This is a genomic window from Rhizobium hidalgonense (assembly GCF_005862185.2).
Classification (GTDB): domain Bacteria; phylum Pseudomonadota; class Alphaproteobacteria; order Rhizobiales; family Rhizobiaceae; genus Rhizobium; species Rhizobium hidalgonense.
The window spans coordinates 4,088,925-4,108,660 of the sequence record NZ_CP054027.1; the positions used below are offsets into that span (position 1 = coordinate 4,088,925).

General features: G+C 62.3%; 17 protein-coding genes. 11 read left to right on the forward strand and 6 right to left on the reverse strand.

Translation table 11 applies throughout. From position 1 onward, the window contains the following. From FFM81_RS19960 to FFM81_RS20005, 10 genes are all read left to right on the forward strand, one after another. The gene (locus FFM81_RS19960) at positions 1-1,269 is read left to right on the forward strand and encodes a hypothetical protein (RefSeq protein ID WP_138385372.1); all 1,269 of its coding nucleotides are present in this window, start codon (positions 1-3) and stop codon (positions 1,267-1,269) included. A 46-nt stretch (positions 1,270-1,315) separates the two neighbouring features. After that, positions 1,316-2,332, forward strand: coding sequence for an acyltransferase family protein (locus FFM81_RS19965; protein ID WP_138385371.1), 1,017 nt, complete (start codon positions 1,316-1,318; stop codon positions 2,330-2,332). 308 nt (positions 2,333-2,640) lie between these two features. Next, positions 2,641-3,525, forward strand: a complete 885-nt coding sequence (gene purU / locus FFM81_RS19970; RefSeq protein ID WP_003571064.1) for a formyltetrahydrofolate deformylase — start codon at positions 2,641-2,643, stop codon at positions 3,523-3,525. 123 nt (positions 3,526-3,648) lie between these two features. Then, on the forward strand, positions 3,649-6,570 hold the full coding sequence (locus FFM81_RS19975; protein ID WP_138386130.1) for an aminotransferase: 2,922 nt from the start codon (positions 3,649-3,651) through the stop codon (positions 6,568-6,570). A 520-nt stretch (positions 6,571-7,090) separates the two neighbouring features. Further along, positions 7,091-7,285 carry a hypothetical protein gene (locus tag FFM81_RS19980; protein ID WP_003544544.1) on the forward strand — a complete coding sequence of 65 codons (195 nt, stop codon included), beginning with the start codon at positions 7,091-7,093 and terminating at the stop codon, positions 7,283-7,285. Positions 7,286-7,413: 128 nt separating this feature from the next. Beyond that, positions 7,414-8,409 carry a P1 family peptidase gene (locus tag FFM81_RS19985; protein WP_097535237.1) on the forward strand — a complete coding sequence of 332 codons (996 nt, stop codon included), beginning with the start codon at positions 7,414-7,416 and terminating at the stop codon, positions 8,407-8,409. A gap of 108 nt (positions 8,410-8,517) precedes the next feature. Further along, complete coding sequence (locus tag FFM81_RS19990) at positions 8,518-9,438, forward strand: LysR family transcriptional regulator (RefSeq protein WP_097535239.1); 921 nt, start codon at positions 8,518-8,520, stop codon at positions 9,436-9,438. A gap of 132 nt (positions 9,439-9,570) precedes the next feature. Continuing rightward, complete coding sequence (locus tag FFM81_RS19995) at positions 9,571-11,100, forward strand: ABC transporter substrate-binding protein (protein WP_138386129.1); 1,530 nt, start codon at positions 9,571-9,573, stop codon at positions 11,098-11,100. Positions 11,101-11,413: 313 nt separating this feature from the next. Beyond that, a complete protein-coding gene (locus tag FFM81_RS20000; RefSeq protein WP_097535243.1) occupies positions 11,414-12,361 on the forward strand; it encodes an ABC transporter permease in 948 nt (315 codons plus the stop codon). Positions 12,362-12,364: 3 nt separating this feature from the next. Further along, positions 12,365-13,228, forward strand: coding sequence for an ABC transporter permease (locus tag FFM81_RS20005; protein ID WP_138386128.1), 864 nt, complete (start codon positions 12,365-12,367; stop codon positions 13,226-13,228). On the opposite strand, the gene FFM81_RS20010 is transcribed toward FFM81_RS20005, so the two are convergent. The 3 genes from FFM81_RS20010 to FFM81_RS20020 all read right to left on the reverse strand — a co-directional run bounded on the left by FFM81_RS20010 (position 13,229) and on the right by FFM81_RS20020 (position 16,014). Then, positions 13,229-14,086, reverse strand: a complete 858-nt coding sequence (locus FFM81_RS20010) for a C40 family peptidase (protein WP_025417504.1) — start codon at positions 14,084-14,086, stop codon at positions 13,229-13,231. It abuts the gene before it with no gap. An 11-nt stretch (positions 14,087-14,097) separates the two neighbouring features. After that, positions 14,098-14,448 (reverse strand): MarR family transcriptional regulator, encoded by a 351-nt coding sequence (locus tag FFM81_RS20015; RefSeq protein WP_003571073.1) that lies wholly within the window; start codon positions 14,446-14,448, stop codon positions 14,098-14,100. A 174-nt stretch (positions 14,449-14,622) separates the two neighbouring features. Beyond that, positions 14,623-16,014, reverse strand: a complete 1,392-nt coding sequence (locus FFM81_RS20020) for a leucyl aminopeptidase family protein (RefSeq protein WP_025417503.1) — start codon at positions 16,012-16,014, stop codon at positions 14,623-14,625. 145 nt (positions 16,015-16,159) lie between these two features. Between FFM81_RS20020 and FFM81_RS20025 the strand changes: the two genes are divergently transcribed. After that, positions 16,160-16,990 (forward strand): tetratricopeptide repeat protein, encoded by an 831-nt coding sequence (locus FFM81_RS20025; protein WP_138386127.1) that lies wholly within the window; start codon positions 16,160-16,162, stop codon positions 16,988-16,990. A 20-nt stretch (positions 16,991-17,010) separates the two neighbouring features. Here FFM81_RS20025 and FFM81_RS20030 read toward each other — a convergent pair whose 3' ends face one another. The 3 genes from FFM81_RS20030 to FFM81_RS20040 form a co-directional block, all read right to left on the reverse strand. Beyond that, positions 17,011-17,643 (reverse strand): LysE family translocator, encoded by a 633-nt coding sequence (locus tag FFM81_RS20030; RefSeq protein WP_138386126.1) that lies wholly within the window; start codon positions 17,641-17,643, stop codon positions 17,011-17,013. Positions 17,644-17,719: 76 nt separating this feature from the next. Continuing rightward, positions 17,720-18,706: a type II secretion system F family protein gene (locus FFM81_RS20035; RefSeq protein WP_003571077.1), complete on the reverse strand. Its 987-nt coding sequence runs from the start codon at positions 18,704-18,706 to the stop codon at positions 17,720-17,722. Between the two features lie 15 nt (positions 18,707-18,721). Beyond that, positions 18,722-19,729, reverse strand: coding sequence for a type II secretion system F family protein (locus FFM81_RS20040; RefSeq protein WP_003571078.1), 1,008 nt, complete (start codon positions 19,727-19,729; stop codon positions 18,722-18,724). Between the last annotated feature and the right edge of the window lie 7 nt (positions 19,730-19,736).

A 19,736-nucleotide genomic window follows, 5' to 3' on the forward strand; every position in this document is an offset into this window, starting at 1 on the left:
ATGTCGGTCCTCGACCAGACTGCAGCTTTCCCCGAAGCCCGCACTGTAGCCGGAAAAGCGGCGCGGATCGATCATACCTTGCTCTGGCTCGGCCTGCTGTCGGTGCTCTACAACGGCATTCTCGCCTTCATCAATCACAACATCGTGCCGCTCTCGATGACGCATGTCGCCGCCAGCGAAGGGCTGATCATGGCGAGCGCCATCATCTACATCCTGCACAAGGGGATTTACGAGACCGATCTGCCGGCTTTCCTGTTCCTGCTGTTCACGCTTGTCGTGACCATCTATGTCAGCGTTCTCAACCGCATGCTGTTCATCGATCATTTCCGCAACATTCTGATCATCTTCTGCTTCTCCGGGCTCGGGGGCTGGAGCAACGAAAAGACGATGAAGCTCGCCTTTCGTTGCGCAAGCCTTGCCGTGCTGATCTTCCTGATCTTCGAGATCATCAGCGTGCCGTTCTATGTCAGCATCGTGCATCCGTCCGATTATTTCGCCAATACACGCGGGCTGTTGCCGCTCAGCTACAACACGACCGGCCTGTTTCAGAACGCGCTCGGTTTTCCCGAGCGCTTCTCCTTCGGCATCATCGACCACCGCTCCTCGTCGATCTTCCTCGAACAGGTGTCGCTCGCCAATTTCTGCGGCGTGATTGCGATCTACCTGATTTCAATGTGGGAAAGAATAGGCCGCTGGGACCGGCTGCTGTTCATCGCCACGGCCGTGCTAATCCTGGTGACGAACGACACCCGCACGATGCTGATCTTCTGTTTTGCCTGCATCGCCGGCTATTTCGTCTTTCCGAAGATTCCGAAGAATTTCAATCTGGCGCTGATGCCGCTGATCGTCGCCGCGGGTTTTGTCGTCTACACCTTGAAACCCAATGCGACCGGCGACAATTTCACCGGCCGCATCAACCTGACGATGAAGAAGATCATGGAACTCGATCCGCTCGCCATCCTCGGGCTTTCGGTCGACCGGGTCGCCGAATTCGCCGACAGCGGCTATGTCTACCTGATCTACGCGGCGACGATCTTTGGCGTCATCGCCCTCTGGCTGTTCGTCTGCCTCTTTCCCGCCGGGCGCACGGCGGCGCAGCGACGCTGCGCCCATTCACTTTCTCTTTTCATTTTTCTGAATATGATGATCGGGGGAACCGCCGTTTTCTCGATGAAGATCGCCGGTCTCCTCTGGTTCGTCGTCGGATATATGCGCTTCCACGACAGCCCGCGCATCCGGCAGGGTGGTGCGGCAGATGTAGAGAGTTGACCGCAGCGGCCGGTTGAGGCCGACGCCCGAGGGAGCAAGACACCAGATGCTTGTCCAGCTTCAATATCTGCGCGCCGTCGCGGCGCTGATGGTCGTCTATTTCCACGCGATATTGCAGCTTGCCAAGGTCAATCCGGCGGTCGACGCCACCGCCTTCGTCTATGGTGAAACCGGTGTCGACATTTTCTTCGTGCTCAGCGGTTTCGTCATGTGGCTGACGACGAGCGGGCGGGCGATGAGCTCGGTCGATTTCGCCCGCCGGCGCATCAAACGGATCGTTCCGCTCTATTGGCTGGCAACGCTGTTTTCGGCTGCCGTGGCGCTGGTGGCCCCGTCACTGCTGAAATCGACGGTGTTCGACCTGCCGCATCTCATCGCCTCGCTGTTCTTCCTGCCGTGGAGCAATCCCGCCGATCCCGGCACGATCACTCCGGTGGTCGTTCCGGGCTGGACGCTGAATTACGAAATGTTCTTCTACTTCGTCTTCGCGCTGCTGCTGCCGCTCTCGGAAGTCCGTCGCATCCCGGCGATGTTTGCCGTTTTTGCCGTCATCCTGATCGTCTGCCGGCTCTCGCCGGAAACGACGGCCACCCGGTTTTACGGCGAGCCGATCATATTGGAGTTTCTCGCCGGCACCGTGCTCGGCTGGCTCTACGGGCAGAAGCTGCTTCTGCCGAACCGCTGGGCATGGGTGGTGTTCGCCCTGGGCTTTGCGTTCCTCTTCATCAACGAGGCGCTGATGCGGCCGGAAAGCCGGTTCTACGCATGGGGCATCCCGGCGATCTTCATCGTCTACGGCGCTGTTTCCATCGACTTTTCCAGGCTGCCGGTTCTGGGATGGCTGAACTATCTCGGCGACTGCTCCTACAGCATCTATATTACCCACGCCTTCACGCTGGCGTTCCTGAGGGTCGTCGCCGACCGCCTGCCGGTCGGCATCCTGCAGCAGCCGGTGCTCTTCGTGATCCTGGCGCTGGTGCTCTCGTCGATCGGCGGCGCCATCATCCATGAAATCACCACGCCGCGCCGGAAGGTGGCGGTCGCCAGCCGCCCGCCGGCCTAAAACATGTCGCGATCCCCTGGATTCGCTGACCGCGCTTCATTCCCGCATCTCGATGTCGCAAATTGCTCAACAGCTTTGCGCGACATGCTTTATTTCAGCCCCTGAGGCGAGAATACGCATCCCGGCGGCGCTGGCGGCACAGCGTTTCGCGCAACTTCTCCTAAGCTGGCACTAGCGATGAGAGAACTTGCAGGAACGTGATGGTTTGTCTTGCAATTTGTCGCAGGAATGAAAGCGCGCCGGCCTATTCGCGGCCCAGGCTTTGATCTAAGCACGGCGGCGGTCTTGGAGAGGGAAGAGGGAAAGACATGAGAAGCTATGTATTGACGGTATCCTGCAAATCGACGCGCGGCATCGTGGCGGCGATCTCCAGCTATCTGGCCGACAAGGGCTGCAACATCATCGACAGCTCGCAGTTCGACGATCTTGATACCGGCAAGTTCTTCATGCGCGTCTCCTTTATTTCCGAAGAGGGGCTGTCGGGTACCGAAATCGGCGCCGATTTTTCAGCGGTCGCCGCGCCCTTCGAGATGGACTACGAATTCCACGACAGCGAGAAGCGCATGAAGGTGCTCTTGATGGTGTCGCGCTTCGGCCATTGCCTCAACGACCTGCTCTACCGCTGGAAGATCGGCGCGCTGCCGATCGATATCGTCGGCGTCGTCTCCAACCATTTCGACTACCAGAAGGTCGTGGTCAACCACGACATCCCCTTCCACCATATCCCGGTCACCAAGGCCAACAAGGTGCAGGCCGAAGCCCGTATCATGGATGTGGCCGAGCAGACCGGCACCGAACTGATCGTGCTCGCCCGCTACATGCAGATCCTGTCGGATGAGATGTGCCAGAAGATGTCGGGTAAGATCATCAACATCCACCACTCCTTCCTGCCGAGCTTCAAGGGCGCCAATCCTTACAAGCAGGCCTACGGCCGAGGCGTCAAGCTGATCGGCGCGACCGCCCATTACGTCACCGCCGATCTCGACGAAGGCCCGATCATCGAGCAGGACACGGCGCGCATCACCCATGCGCAGTCGCCGGATGACTATGTCTCGATCGGCCGCGATGTCGAAAGCCAGGTGCTGGCGCGCGCCATCCACGCCCATATCCACCACCGCACCTTCATCAACGGCAATAGAACCGTGGTCTTCCCGGCCAGCCCCGGCAGCTACGCTTCCGAACGCATGGGTTGAGCGCGGCCGAGACCCACATCTCTTTTGCTGGCAAACGACAATCTCCCGTTGCCTGCCAGCGGCAAGTATTTGATTATCGCTTTCAATAGGTAATCGAATCATGCTGTGGGAGGGGTGGGTGTCATGACCGACGAGGCGCTTGTTGATCGCATGGCGCTGCCGCGTCCGGACGTGACCGTTGCCGACGCGGAAGAGATTCTTCTCGCCCATTACAGCCTGTCCGGCATCCTTGCCGAACTCGGCAGCCAGCAGGATCGGAACTACCGCGTCGATAGCGATCGCGGTCGCTACGTCCTGAAGATCTGCCATGCCGCCTACGAGACCCGCGAACTCGAGGCGCAGAATGCCGCGATCCATCACCTCAAGAGCAGGCAGGATGCGCCACGCGTTCCCAACCTGATCGCCACCGATGACGGGCGGGAGATCGTCGTGCTGACCGTGCGCGGACAGGGCTACCAGGTCCGGCTGCTGGAATATCTGGAAGGCCAGGGGCTGACGGAGCTGAATTATGTGGCGCCGGCTTCCGTCGCCGCACTCGGCGCCCTCTGCGCAAGACTGGCGCAGGCGCTTGCCGATTTCAATCATCCCGGCCTCGACCGCAGCCTGCAATGGGATTTGAGGCGGGCCGGGCCGGTCGCGGTGCAGCTGCTTACCGCCATCACCGACAGCGCCGCGCGCGACCGGATCGCCAAGACCATGGTGATGGCGGTTCGCCGCATCCAGCCGCTGGCGCCGTCGCTCCGGCTGCAGGCGGTGCATCACGACGTCACCGGTGACAATGTCGTCGGTCACCGCAATGTCCATGGCCACACCATCCCCGACGGGGTGATCGATTTCGGCGACATCATCCGCGGCTGGCTGGTCGGCGACCTCGCCGTCACCTGCGCTTCATTGCTGCATCAGGCAGAGGGCGACCCTTTTCATATCCTGCCTGCCGTCACCGCCTATCAGGCGATCTATCCGCTGACCGAAGAGGAGCTGAAGGCGCTCTGGCCATTGGTGGTGGCGCGCGCGGTTATTCTTGTCGCCAGCGGCGAGCAGCAGATTTCGGTCGATCCGGATAATGACTATGTCCGCGGCAATCTCGACCGCGAATGGGCGATCTTCGATACGGCGATGTCCGTTCCCTTCGAGCTGATGGAAGCGGCGATCATCAAGGCGGCCGGTGCTAACATTGCCGCCCCGGAAACGTCGGAATGGCTGCCGTTGCTGCCCGACATCGATCCTGCCGGGATCGCCTATGTCGACCTTGGGGTGCGCAGCCCGTATTTTTCTGCCGGCAACTGGCTGAATTCCGACATGGACTGGCGGCTGCTTGCTCGCGCTGCGACCGAAAACGGGACGGCAGCGACGCGCTATGGCGAATATCGGCTTTCTCGGGCGGGAACCGCCAGGAGACAGGCGACCTGTGCCCTGCATGTCGACATCTGCCTTGCCGCAGGCAGCGCGATCGCCGCGCCCTTTGCCGGCCGCGTCGGCTGGAAGGACCAGCATCTGACGCTGACCAGCGACAGCATGACCCTTCACCTCGACGGGCTCGACCTCTCGGTCGAGGATGAGGCCGAGATCGCCGCCGGCGACCCGCTCGGCACGGTTGTCGGCGAGGCTTCGTCGCTCGGCGGGCTGCGCGTGCAGCTTTGCTGCGTCGCCGGGCTCGAGCCGCCGCTCTTTGCCACACCGCGCGAGGCGCCGGCCTGGTCGGTGCTCTGCCCTTCTGCCGCGCTGCTTCTCGACAGGCAAGCCGATGCCCCGAGACCGGAAGCCGCCGAGCTGCTCGCCAGGCGGCAGGCGCATCTTGCAGGAGCGCAGAAGAATTATTACGCGGCGCCGCCGCAAATCGAGCGCGGCTGGCGGGAGCATTTGTTCGACGTCGAGGGCCGGGCCTATCTCGATATGGTCAACAACGTCTCCATTCTCGGCCACGGCCATCCAAAGGTCGCGGCGGCGATCAGCGCCCAATGGCTGCGGCTCAACTCCAATTCGCGCTTCCATTATGCCGCGATCACCGAATTTTCGGAACGCCTTGCCGCACTGGCCCCGGATGGGCTCGATACGGTCTTCCTGGTCAATAGCGGCTCGGAGGCGAATGATCTGGCGATCCGGCTGGCGCAGGCTCACAGCGGCGCGCGCAACATGCTCTGCCTGCTCGAAGCCTATCATGGCTGGTCGGCGGCGAGCGACGCCGTCTCCACTTCGATCGCCGACAACCCGCAGGCGCTGACCACCCGACCGGACTGGGTGCATGCCGTGTTGTCGCCGAATACCTATCGCGGCGCATTCCGCGGTCCCGATACGGCGGCCAGCTATCTCGGCGCCATAACGCCCGTGCTGGAGGCGATCGATGCCCGCGGCGAGGGCCTTGCCGGCTTCATCTGCGAATCGGTCTACGGCAATGCCGGCGGCATTCCGCTGCCGGACAATTATCTAAGCCAGGTCTATTCAGAGGTGCGCGCCCGCGGCGGCCTCTGCATCGCCGATGAGGTGCAGGTCGGTTATTCCAGGCTCGGCCATTATTTCTGGGGTTTCGAGCAGCAAAGGGTGGTGCCCGATATCATCACCGTCGCCAAGGGCATGGGCAACGGCCATCCGCTCGGCGCCGTCATCACCAGGCGGGAGATCGCGCAGTCGCTGGAGAAGGAAGGCACTTTCTTTTCCTCCACCGGCGGCAGCCCGGTCAGCTGCATCGCCGGCATGACGGTGCTCGACATCATGGCCGAGGAGGCGCTGCAGGAAAATGCCCGGACGGTCGGCGATCATCTCAAGGCGCGGCTTGCGGCGCTGATCGACCGTTATCCGATCGCCGGCGCCGTGCACGGCATGGGCCTTTATCTCGGCCTCGAATTCGTCCGCGACAGAACGACGCTGGAGCCGGCGACGGAAGAGACGGCTGCCATCTGCGACCGGCTGCTCAATCTCGGCGTCATCATGCAGCCGACCGGCGATCACCAAAATGTGCTGAAGATCAAGCCGCCGCTCTGCCTCAGTATCGAAAGCGCCGATTTCTTCGCGGACATGCTGGAAAAGGTGCTCGACGAGGGCTGGTGACACGGGTCTTTCGGCATTAACCAAATCGGTCATTTCGAGGCATTTCGATTTTAACGAAATGGCCCATTGCCGGAGACAGCAAGGCTTCCTATGTCTGCCGCGGTGATCGATGAAACTCTGATTCTGTCATGTGAATTTTACGAAGAGCTGATATGTTTCTTTCTGTAAGTTCAAACTTCGGCGGAATGAATTTTTTCGGATCGCCGATATTTTGACACGTTTCGGAATATGTTTCTGGCAGGCTATCGGGTAATCTCTATCAAGTTAGTAGATTATCAAAGGCAGCCATCACCGGCCCCGGGCTCTTCCGGGACCACTCAAGCGCAACGCCAACGCAAGGAACGAGCATGATAGACATCGATATTCTCGCCGATCTCCTTGGGCGATCAGCGCTTGGCAATGACCGTCCGGGCGCCCTCTCCCGCCCGAACTGTCGAATGTGACGTTCGTCCTCCTTTCAACGGTACCAGACAAGTCAATTCGCCATGGCTGTGCATCTCGCGCGGCAGGAGTTCTATCTATGAAGAAGCAAGTTATCGAATATGCAGGCGTTCCCGTCGGGATCGTCATTCCCGATGAAGACCGGCTGAAATTCATCGCCGTGAAATTTCATGTCCACGACCTCGACGAGCAGCGTTTCGGCTCGCCCGATGAGGTGCGGCTGGCCATCCACGATCTGATGACCCGCCGTCATCCGAAGCCGCTTCATGCCTGACGGCATGCGGCCGGCATCGCATTCACGGCCTTTCCCGCTGTCCGACCGGTCCCGCCATTTGGGGCCGGTCTTGTTTTTTGAGGGCAATTGCAGTCCTATCGGCGGCCTTTCCGCATAAGGATCCGCCCTTGCCCGACCTTCTCAATCTGCTCACCGATATCGACGGCGTTTCCGTCGGGCACGCGACCGACCTCGTGCTTGGTTCCGGCGTCACGGTCATCGTCTTCGACGAACCGGCCGTTGCGTCCGGCACGGTGCTCGGCGGTGCGCCGGGCGGGCGAGACACCGGCCTGCTCGACCCGTCGATGACCGTCAACGCCGTCGATGCCTTCGTGCTCTCCGGCGGCTCGGCTTTCGGGCTCGATGCCGCCGGCGGCGTGCAGGCGGGATTGCGCGAACTCGGCCGTGGCTTCGCCGTCGGGCCGGTGCGCATACCGATCGTGCCGCAGGCGATCCTGATGGATCTGCTGAACGGCGGCGACAAGGATTGGGGCCTGCACTCGCCCTATCGCGACATGGGTTATGCGGCTGTGAAGGCGGCCGCCAAGGGCGCATTTGAACTCGGCACCGCCGGCGCCGGGACCGGGGCGACGACGGCCACTTCCAAGGGCGGGCTCGGCTCAGCCAGCGCCGTCAGCAGCGCCGGCCATCGTGTCGCGGCCATCGTCGCCGTCAATGCGCTCGGCTCGGCAACGATCGCTGACGGGCCGCATTTCTGGGCGGCACCCTTCGAACAAGACGCAGAATTCGGCGGGCTCGGCATGCCTGCGGTGGCCGACCACCGGATGCGGCTGAAAGGGATGGACACGCCGGCGACGACGATCGGCGCGGTGGTGACCGACGCGCAGCTGACCAAGGCCGAGGCGCACCGACTTTCGCTCGCCGGCCATGACGGTCTGGCCCGAGCGCTGCTGCCGGCGCACCTGCCGCTCGACGGCGACACGATCTTTGCCGCTTCGACGGCCAGGCATCGACGTGACGACATGGCGAGCCTGATGGAGCTTTGCCACCTTGCCACCATCGTCATGGCGCGGGCGATCGCCCGCGGCGTCTACATGGCGAGCGCCCTTCCGGTCGAGGGGGCGCAAATGGCATGGCGCGACCGCTATCCCAATGGTCATTGATTGAATAGGGTCGCAACCTGAAGCTCGTTGTTTTCATGCATGTCGTTATCCCGCAACCGGGCGACATGGATGGACAGATCGAACATGCCGAATGGCGGAGAGACGTGAATGCAGATCCGGGCGCTGATGTATTTCGACGAGTTGGTCAAGACCAATTCGATGCGCCAGGCGGCCGAGAACCTCAATGTCGCACCGACGGCGATCAGCCGGCAGATCGAAAACCTCGAATCTCATTTCGGCGCATCGCTCGTCGAGCGCAGCTCCCGAGGCGTCAGGCTGACGGCCGCAGGCGAGCTGCTTGCCGCCCGCGCCGGCCGTACGCTGCGCGAACTCGATCACGTGCAGCAACTCATCGACGACCTCAAGGGTCTGCAACACGGCCATGTCAGCATCTATGCCAATGGCGCCACACTAACCAGTCTGCTGGCGCCGGTGCTTGCAGAATTCAGCCTGAAATATCCAAAGCTGCGCTTTACGGTGACGATCAGCAGCGCGCGGCAGGCAGTCGACGCCGTCAGCAGCGCCGCAGCGGATATCGCCGTGACGCTGTTTTCACCGCCGATCTCGGGTACGAAGATACGGCTGCGCTCCGAGATCGCTTATGATCTCATCGTCACGCCGCAGCATCCGGCCGCCGCGCAGACTGATATTTCCTTGAGGAACCTTGCCGACTACCCATTGGCATTGCCGGAGCATTCCTTTGGCTTCCGTCAGGCCTTCGACGCGCTGATCGAAAAAGAGGGGCTGGATCTCGATCCCGTTTTCGTCACCAGTTCGATCGAGATGCTGAAGGAGCTCGTTCTCAGCGGGGCTGCGGCCACGTTGCTGCCGGCGCTTGCCGTTCGCCGCGAGATCGAAGCAGACCAGTTGCGAGCCATCCCGCTTGCCGGCAAGACCGGCATCCGCACCCATGTCGACCTCTGCGTCTCGCCGGACCGACAGCTGTCTTTTGCTGCGGCGACATTGGTCGATTTCATCGAGAACTTCATGCGCGAAAGAACGGGCCGCCGGCCGGAGGCCATAGGCTAACGCCGGCGCTTGAATTTGCAACGGATTTGCTGTGTATCTATTTCGGCTACACCTAGCGCGAAAAATCGCTAAAATGTGTGCAGCCCTATTCACAGAGGCCTTCGCTTTAAAGCGCGGCCAGACAGGGACAGGATGATCAAGGTTTCCTTTGTGCCTTCGGCGCGCTTCGCCCGGCAGCTCTCTCTCACGGCTGCGCTTGCGGGAGGACTCATCATGGCGGCGATGGTGCCGGCCGAGGCAGCGAAGACTACCCTCGTTCTCGGCATGAGCGTCGAGCCGACCGGTCTCGATCCGACGATCGCGGCACCGGTGGCGATCGGCCAGGTGACCTGGCAGAACGTGTTCGAGGGACTGGTGACGATCGACCAGGCCGGCAAGATCCGGCCGCAGCTTGCGAAGAGCTGGGAAATTTCGCCCGATGGCCTCACCTATACGTTCAAGCTGCAGGCCGGCGTCACGTTCCACGACGGCGAGGCTTTCGATGCCGCCAGCGCCAAATATTCGCTCGACCGGGCCCGCGGAGCCGATTCGGTCAATCCGCAGAAACGCTTCTTCGCCTCGATGGCCTCGATCGACACGCCCGACGCCGAAACGCTGGTGCTGCATCTTTCGGCGCCGACCGGCAGCCTGATCTATTGGCTCGGCTGGCCGGCGTCGGTTATGGTCGCGCCCAAGACAGCCGCCGACGACAAGGTGACGCCGATCGGCACCGGCCCGTTCAAATTTGCCGGCTGGTCGAAGGGTACCAAGGTCGAACTGGAAAAGAATGCCGATTATTGGAACAAGGCTGCGGCCGCCAAGCTCGACAAGGTGACCTTCCGCTTCATCGCCGATCCGCAGGCGCAGGCGGCGGCGCTGAAATCCGGCGATCTCGATGCCTTTCCGGAATTTGCCGCACCGGAGCTGATGAATTCTTTCGACGGCGATGCAAGGCTCGTCACCAGGATCGGCAATACCGAGCTCAAGGTCGTCGCCGGCATGAATAATGCCAGGAAGCCGTTCGACGACAAACGCGTGCGCCAGGCGCTGATGATGGCGATCGACCGCAAGACGGTGATCGACGGCGCATGGTCCGGCCTCGGCACGCCGATCGGCAGCCATTACACGCCGAACGATCCGGGCTATCAGGATATGACTGATGTGCTGCCCTATGACGTCGAGAAGGCGAAGGCGCTGCTTGCCGAAGCCGGCTATCCCAACGGCTTCACCTTCACGATTAAATCACCGCAAATGGCCTATGCTCCGCGCAGTGCTGAGGTCATGCAGGCGATGTTTGCCGAGATCGGCGTGACGATGAATATCGAACCGACCGAGTTTCCGGCCAAATGGGTTCAGGACATCATGAAGGACCGCAACTTCGACATGACGGTCGTCGCCCATGCCGAGCCGCTCGACATCGACATCTACGCCAGGGATCCCTATTATTTCAACTACAAGAACCCGACCTTCAACGCACTGATGAAGAAGGTCCAGGAAACTGCCGACCCCGCCGCGCAGAACGCGATCTATGGCGAGGCGCAGAAGATTCTCGCCGAGGACGTGCCGGCGCTCTACCTCTTCGTCATGCCGAAACTCGGCGTCTGGGACAAGAAGCTGAAGGGGCTGTGGGAGAGCGAGCCGATTCCGTCGAATGTGCTGTCTGGGGTTTCTTGGGGGGATTGAGGCGGGCCTGGATGCTATGACGTGATGGCCTTGTGAGACCTGACATGAATTTGGCCGATTTAGTGCGCATCCCGCTTCAAGCCTCGTCAAGTCGGTTCAGCCTCGGCCGACATTACTTGGTGCCTGACGCGGGCGCCTTGAATGACTCTTTCTGCCCGCCCCACCCTCCGTCATGCTCGGCCTTGAGTCGAGCATCCACGCCGCACCTATCTACAGCAAGGCCGAGGATGACGGAGAGCGGGGTTGGCTTTCTAGCCAACCCCCTCGCCAGCGAACGGGAGGACTGCGATACGGCGTCGAAAGGCCGTCGCCCATGATCAACCTCCTCGCCCGCCGCTTCGCCGGTCTCCTGCTCACCCTTTTCATCGTCTCGCTGCTGATCTTCACCGTCATGGATCTCCTGCCGGGCGATGCCGCCTCGATCATGCTCGGCACCTCGGCAAGCCCGGAGACCATAGCGGCGCTACGTCACGATCTCGGGCTCGATCAGCCACTCATCCTGCGTTACGGCCAATGGCTGGCCGGGGTACTCTCCGGCGATCTCGGCAATTCCCTGACCTATGGCGTCCCGGTCGCGGGATTGATCGTCGAGCGGCTGGCGGTGACGCTGCCGCTGGCATTGATGGCGGTCGTGCTTTCGGTGGCGATGGCCCTGCCGCTCGGGGTGCTGGCCGCCGCACGCCGCGGCGGTGTCTTCGACATCATCGCGACGCTGTTTTCGCAGATCAGCATTGCCGTGCCCGCCTTCTGGGTGGCACTGCTGTTGATCATCCTATTTTCGACAATGCTCGGACTGATGCCGGCCGGTGGTTTCCCCGGCTGGAGCGCCGGTCTGTTGCCGGCATTGCAGGCGCTGCTCATGCCGGCCGTCGCGCTGGCGATGCCGCAGGCGGGGGTGTTGACGCGGGTGACGCGGTCAGCGGTGCTGGAGACGCTGCATGAGGATTTTGCCCGTACCGCCGTCGCCAAAGGTCTCTCACGCAACGCGGTGCTGTGGCGGCATGTGGTGCCGAATGCGCTGATCCCGATCCTCACCATGGTCGGCCTGCAATTCACCTTTCTGGTCGCCGGCGCGGTGCTGGTGGAAAACGTCTTCAACCTACCCGGCCTCGGGCGGCTCGCGCTCCAGGCACTTTCCCAGCGCGACATCGTCGTCATGCAGGATGTCGTGCTGTTCTTCGCAGCCATGGTCATCGTGGTGAATTTCATCGTCGACCTCTCCTATCTGGCGATCGATCCGCGGATGAGAAAGGTGGCCTGAAGCATGGCACCCCTGGTATCCGCCTCATTTGCAAGCCGCCGCCGTGTCTTCAAACTTAGCCGGCGAATGAACCTGGTTTTCGGAGCGGTGGTTGTCGGCCTGCTGGTTGCCGTGGCGCTGCTGTCGCTCGTCTGGACGCCGCTGCCGCCGGCAAAAATGCAGATCATCCACAAGCTGCAGCCGCCGCTCGCCTTCGGCCTGCTCGGCACCGATCAATTCGGCCGAGACGTGCTGTCGATGCTGATGGCGGGATGCTGGAATTCGCTGTCGGTGGCCATCACCGCGGTTGCGATCGGCGGGACGCTCGGCTCGATCGCCGGCATTTCGGCGGCGGCGATCCGCGGCCTTTTCGAAACGCTGCTGATGCGTATCTGCGACGTCATTTTCGCGCTGCCGCCGATCCTGTCCGCCATGGTGCTCGGCGCCTTTCTCGGGCCCGGCCGTTTTACCGCAATCACCGCGATCGCCGTCTTCATGATCCCGGTCTTTGCCCGAGTGACGCTTGCCACTTCGCTGCAGGCCTGGAGCCGCGACTATGTTATGGCGGCGCGCGCGATCGGCAATACGCGCATGACCATTTCGCTGCACCATGTGCTGCCGAATATCATCAGCCAGATCATCGTGCATGGCGCCATTCAGCTGGGGCTGGCGATCCTGACCGAAGCTGGTCTCAGCTTCCTCGGGCTCGGCTTGGCGCCGCCGGCGCCGAGCTGGGGGCGGATGCTGGCCGATGCGCAAACCTATCTGGCGCTCGCCCCCTGGCTGGCGATCCTGCCCGGCCTTGCCATCGCGCTCGCCGTCTTCGGTTTCAACATGCTCGGCGACGGTTTGCGCGATCTTCTCGACCCGCGCGAGACGCGACGCTGATCAGCCGGTCGGGCGGCGGTAGCCGGTCGGCTGCTCGTAGAGCCAGCCGATGCGTTTGACGGCCGCCTCGAAATTCTCGCGCGCCACCGTCATGCTGTGGCCGTTGGCATGCAGGATGGTTTCCGGATCCTCGAACACGGCAACATGGCCCTTCCAGAACACCAGGTCGCCGCGGCAGATTTCAGAGCGGTCGATCGGCCGGCCAAGGCCGGCTGCCTGCATGTCGGTATCACGTGGCGCAGCTCTGCCGGTCATTAGCATCGCCAGCTGGACGAGGCCGGAACAATCGATGCCAAGGCCGGACCGTCCACCCCAGAGATAGGGCGTCTCCAGGAAACGGGCGGCGATCTCGACGTAATCGGCGCCGTCAAGCCCGCCGATGGGCTGGACATGCCTGGCGAAGATCGCGGTTCCATCCTCCAGCATGACATAGCGATTGCCGCGCGCTTCCGCCTCGCCGGCCACATGGATGCGGCTTCCCATCGACAGGATGGCCTGGTGGGGTTTGCGCAGCTCCGGTTCCGGATAAAGGAAGGTCCGCTGCACGGCGACGATATGAGTCGGCGCCGGCCCGCCTTGCGAAAGCGCTTCTGCGGGGAGATAACCGACATAGCCGTCCGAAGCGGCTTTCACCCAACACCAGCCATCGGCGCGATCGAACACCGTCACATCCTCGCCAAGAAGCAGTTCGGTATCGATGCCGCGCGCAAGGTTCGGTTCTGGGCGCAAGCCGGCGACCGGAACGGCAATGCGGGCCGGGGCGCCCTCGACGAAGCGCGACGCCTCTACCTTGCCTTCGAGTCCCGCTTCGGCGAGATCGGGCCGATAGGCATGCAGGCGGCGGTCGAGCATCGTCATTGGGATTCCTTTCAGAGCGGTAGCCGGCGGGCCTGATCACGGACGAGGTCGCCGAGCTTTTCCAGGTACAGCGCGCCGCCGACGGTCCGCTTGATGATCACGCTGCGCCGGTCGGTATCGTCGCGCACACGATCGACTAGGCCCATCTCGCCCATCGTGTCCAAGGCGCGGGTAATGACCGGCTTGGTGACATCGAGTGTCGCGGCAAGCCCGCGCACCGTATGCGGCGGCGGCACCAGATAAATATGCAGCAGGATCGCCATTTGGCGCAACGTCAAATCGCGGTCATCGTGGCGGACCTGATCGAGCGCCACGCCGTGCCAGAGCCCCAGCGCCTGCGAGGCGGTCAGTTCGATCGGCACGGCCCCTCCGGAAAATCGTTACGCTAACGTTTCATTTTCCGGCAGTTGGCATTGACATGCAAGAGGCGGCAGGAATTGCCGCCCGGCAGGGTGAATAAAATTTTAACGATCGGCAGCGAGGGGCAATGCCTGAACCGGGATCATGCGATCGTCCCTCATGCCCTGTTGCAGCGTTCAGCGCAGGCTCTCGCGGATATGATGAAAGAGCGCGCGGATCGTCTGTGCCTCGCCGCCGCCCGGCGAATGCGGCCGCTCGGACTGAGCCCAGCCGTAAATGTCGAAATGCGCCCAGCTCTTCGCCTTGCCGACGAAACGCTTGAGGAAGAGGGCCGCGGTGATCGCCCCCGCCATGCCGCCGGCCGGCGCATTTGTCAGGTCGGCAAATTTGGCGCGGATATCCTTCTCGTAACCGGAATAGAGCGGCAAGCGCCAGATCGGATCGTCCGTTTCCAGGCTCGCCTCGGTCAGGTCATGCGCCAGATTGGCGTCATCGGTGAAGAAGGGCGGGAGGTCCGGACCGAGAGCGACACGCGCGGCACCCGTCAGCGTCGCCATGTCGATCAGGAGATCGGGCTCTTCCTCGTCGGCATAGGCAAGCGCATCGGCAAGAATCAGACGGCCCTCGGCGTCGGTATTGTCGATCTGGACGGTCAGGCCCTTGCGGCTCTGATAGATATCGCCGGGGCGGAAGGCATTGGACGAGATGGCGTTTTCGACGACCGGGACGATAACACGCAGATCGACCTTCAGCTTGGCGTCCATGATCATCAGGGCAAGCCCCATGACATTCGCAGCACCACCCATGTCCTTCTTCATCAGCAGCATGGAGGCGGCGGGCTTGATATCGAGACCGCCGGTATCGAAGCAGACGCCCTTGCCGACGAGCGTCACCTTGCGATGGCCCTTCTTGCCCCAGCGCAGCTCGAGAAGGCGCGGCGCATCCGCGCTGGCGCGGCCGACAGTATGGACCAGTGGGAAATTCTGCTCGAGCAGTTCGTCGCCCGTAATAACCGATACGTCCGCCTTGTAATGCGCGGCCAGGCCGCGAAAAACGGTTTCGAGCTGGTTCGGCCCCATGTCGTTCGTCGGCGTATTGATGAGGTCGCGGGCGAGGAAGACGCCGGCGAGCTGGCGCTTGATGTCGGCGCTGTCGGCATCGCGGGGGATCATCAGCGTCGCCGCCGGCGATTTTTCAGATTTGTAGCGATCGAAACGATAGCTGCCAAGACCAAAGCCGAGCGCCAGGCGGTTTGCCGTCAGCGGCGCGGTCTCGATGTGCCAATCGCCGGCTGGCAGCGCCCGGGCGAGCCTGCCAGTGATATAAGGCTGTTCGGACGGATTGGTGCCGAGGCCAAAAAGCGCGCCGCCGAGATGGCCTTCGGCCGTCGGGATCAGCAGCAGCGACCCGCTTTCGGCCTTGTAGCCAGCCCTGCGCGCCCAATCGAGCGCGATCGGATCGATCGTGCCGGTCTCGATATGGGCAGGAGTGACGGCAAAGATCGGCAGCGTCGAGCCGCCCTTCGTGTTGAAAGGGGTCGGTCTCTCGATAAACTGATAGGGGGCCATGATTGTCCTTCGGCGATCGTCAGGGAATCGTTCCTTAACGGTCTGTTAGGGTTAACAGACTATTGCTGGAGCGAAGATTGCGTCAAACCTTTCCCTGTTCCGCTTCGAGGTCAGGCGCCGATTTCGGAATCCAGGGAAACGCGTCATGCCGGCCTCGCTCACCACCACATTCACCAACCGTATCCTGCAGGGCGCTGCCGCATCGCTGATCGTCCTGGCACTCGCCGGCTGCTCGACGACCAAGGATCGGATAACGACAGGCTCGGTGCCGAAGCTCACCAAGCCGGTTGAGGAGATGGACGCGACCGAGCTGCGCTCGGCAACCGACCGGCTCGGTCAGGCCTATGAAAAGAACCCGCGCGATCCGGTCACCGGCGTCAGCTATGCCAATCTGCTGCGGATGAACGGCCGTGACGCGCAGGCGCTCGCCGTCATGCAGCAGGTGGCGATCAGCAACCCCGCCGACCGCAACGTGCTGGCCGCCTACGGCAAGGCGCAGGCAGCGGCCGGCCAGTTCCAGCAGGCGCTCGACACGATCGGCCGCGCTCAGACACCTGATCGTCCGGACTGGAAGCTGATCTCGGCGGAAGGCGCGATCCTCGATCAGATGGGCCGGGCAAGCGACGCCCGACAGCGCTACCGCGACGCGCTCGACATTCAGCCGAACGAGCCCTCCATCCTTTCCAACCTCGGAATGTCCTATGTGCTGACCGGCGATCTGCGCACGGCCGAAACCTATCTGCGCTCCGCCGCCGGCCAGCCGACCGCCGACAGCCGCGTCAGACAGAACCTTGCCCTCGTCGTCGGCCTGCAGGGACGTTTCCCGGAAGCCGAGCAGATCGCGCGGCGCGAACTCTCGCCGCAGCAGGCCGACGCCAATGTCGCCTATCTCCGCGGCATGCTCTCGCAGCAGAATTCCTGGCAGAAGCTTGCCGCCAAGGACAAGGGTGCCGCAGGCGGCGGCAACACCAACTGACAATAGTCTTAACGGGGGTCTTAGCGGGCGCTCAGGCCTGAAAGAATGAGACGAAGTCCGAGGCTGCCCATGACGGCACCGGCGGCCCGGTCGATCCAGCTCTTCGCCGCGAGATAAAGCCGCCGCGGATGGCGGGCCGAAAAGGCCAGCGCCACGATCGAATACCACCCCGCTTCCACCGCAAAGACGCCGAGCGGCAGCACTATCATGAGATCGAGCGGTACCGTCCTTGGCAGAAGCGCGGCAAAGAGGCTGGCATAGACGATGATGGTCTTCGGGTTGCTGAGCTGGGTCAGGAGCGCGGTGGTGAAGCTGCGCCTCGGCGCGCGGTGACTATCGCCGGCGTCGGAAACCTCCAGCGGCTGCGCAGCACCTCTCCAGATATTGACGGCGATATAGATGAGATAGGCGCCGCCTGCGACTTTGAGCAGGATATAGAGCCATTCGAACTGCGACAGCAGCGCCGTCAGACCGGCAAGCGCCAGCACGGCAAAAATCACACCGCCGGCGCCCATGCCGAGTGCGGCCGCAAGACCGTCCAGCCGTGACCGCGAAATGGCAATCCTGGAGACGACGACGAAGCTCGGGCCCGGGCTCATCGCGCCGACCGCCAGGGCTGCCATGATGCTGATGAAAACGCCTGCAGAAGACATTCAAGAACCCTCGTTTGAGATCGAAGGTTACTGGATTATTCCTGAAATCGGAACCGATTTAGACGGCGGCCGAGAATCAGAACTTGTCGGACACCTGGATGCCGGCCGGGCCGAGAATGACGGCGATCAGTACCGGCAGAAAGAACAGGATCATCGGCACCGTCAGTTTCGGCGGCAGGGCGGCCGCCTTCTTTTCAGCTTCGTTCATACGCTCGTCGCGTCCTTCCTGAGCGAGGACGCGCAACGCCTGCGCCACCGGCGTGCCATAGCGGTCGGCCTGGATCAGCGCTTGCGTGACCGAGCGTACCAGCTCGATCTGCGTGCGCGTGGCAAGATTGTCCAGCGCCACGCGGCGATCAGGCAGAAAGGAGAGCTCGGCCGTGGTCAGCACCATCTCCTCGGCCAGCGGCGGCGACTGCTCGCCGAGTTCTTCCGACACACGACGCATCGCCGCTTCGATCGAGATGCCGGATTCGACGCAGATCAGCATCAGATCGAGCGCATCCGGCCAGGCACGCTTGATCGAATGCTGACGCTTGCCCATGCGGTTCGAAATATAGATGTTCGGTGCGTAGAAGCCGAGATAGCCGATGCCGATGACGGCAAACAGGCGGATGGGCATGCCCCTCTCGGCGAGATTGCCGAGGCCGAAGACCCAGACGGCGGCAAGCGCCAGGAAGAGGAACGGCAGCAGGAAACGCGCCACGAGGAAGGTATTCAGCGCATTCTCCGAGCGAAAACCGGCGGCACGCAGCTTGTTGACGGTATTCTCGTCGACGAGCGCCTTGCGCAGGTTGAAGCGCTCGACGATCTGGCGGACCGAACGATTATTCTGGTTCCTGAGCGAGGCCTTGCCGGCGCCGGGTTCAGCGTTCATGCGGGCGCGTTCGCGCGCGCGGATCTGCTCGCGCTCGGTCGAAACGGCCTTCATGCGCTTGTTGAGATCGCCGCGTTCGAAGAAGGGGACGGCGATCGTATAAAACGTAGCGAATACCGCGATCGCGACAAGGAGCGCGATCAACATGCTCGGATTGGTCAGGGTGGCGGCAAGGTCCTGCGACATGGGGCGTCCTTCCGGCTAAATGTCAAAATTGACCATGTTGCGCATGACGAAGATGCCGATCGACATCCAGATCGCCGAAACACCCATGATGAAATGGCCGCGCGGATCGGTGAAGAGGATCATCATATAGTTCGGCGAGGTGAGATAGACGAGGGTCGCGACGATGAAGGGCAGCGCACCGATAATGACCGCCGACGCCTTGGCCTCCATCGACAGCGCCTGGACCTTGGCCTTCATCTTCCTGCGCTCGCGCAATACCTTGGAGAGGTTGCCGATCGCTTCCGACAAATTGCCGCCGGCCTGCGATTGGATAGCGATGACGATGGCGAAGAAGTTGACTTCCTGGAGCGGCATATGGAGGGTCATGCGGGCGCAGGCGTCGGGGATGCTGAGGCCCACCTGCTGCGCCTCGATCACCCGCCGGAACTCGCTCTTCACAGGCTCGGTGCCTTCGGTGGCGATCAGACGGATCGCGTCGTTGAGCGGCAGGCCCGATTTGATCGACCGCGTGATCACATCAAGCGCATTCGGAAGCTCGTTGAGAAACTTGCTCTGACGGCGTTTGATCAGGAAGCCCACGACCCAGCGCGGCAGGCCGAGACCGGCGACGACGGCGATACCGATCATCACCATCAACGATACGCCGACGATGAAAGCCATGAGCAGCAGCACGCAGGCGAAGATGGCGCTGACCAAATAGAATCTCCCGATCGTGATCGGCAGGCCGGCCTGCACCAGCCGGGATTTCATCGACAGGGTCTTCTTGGTCTTTTCGTGCTGGCGCTTTTCCAGATCCTTGAGATTGTCCTGCACCGATTTCCGGCGCTTCGACATTTCCTGCACCCGGTCACGGGCAGCCTTGACTTTGACCCGGTCGCTTTCGGCCGATTTGACGCGGTCGATGCGGCTTGCCGATTTCTTGTCGGCTTCGATCCGGGAATACATCAAGGCATAGGCGACCGCCGCCGCCGAGACGGAGGCGAGGACGACGATTGCCAGCACTATCGGATCAAACCCGAACATCTATCGC